Source organism: Enterobacter sp. ENT03 (genome assembly GCF_019218745.1).
In the GTDB taxonomy this organism is placed as follows: Bacteria; Pseudomonadota; Gammaproteobacteria; order Enterobacterales; family Enterobacteriaceae; genus Enterobacter_D.
In genome coordinates this window covers 1-261 of record NZ_JAHUXA010000060.1, presented here as the reverse complement: position 1 = coordinate 261, position 261 = coordinate 1, and the positions used below count along the sequence as shown (strand labels likewise).

The window sequence follows — 261 nt, the reverse complement described above, 5'->3', positions numbered from 1 at the left end:
GCGAGGTCGCTTCTCTTTGTATATGCCATTGTAGCACGTGTGTAGCCCTACTCGTAAGGGCCATGATGACTTGACGTCATCCCCACCTTCCTCCAGTTTATCACTGGCAGTCTCCTTTGAGTTCCCGGCCGGACCGCTGGCAACAAAGGATAAGGGTTGCGCTCGTTGCGGGACTTAACCCAACATTTCACAACACGAGCTGACGACAGCCATGCAGCACCTGTCTCACGGTTCCCGAAGGCACTAAGGCATCTCTGCCAA

Annotated in this window: 1 rRNA gene; it reads right to left on the bottom strand. The window is 54.4% G+C overall.

What is annotated here, in order from left to right:
* Positions 1-261 (bottom strand): 16S ribosomal RNA (locus KW828_RS21745); the annotation flags it as partial.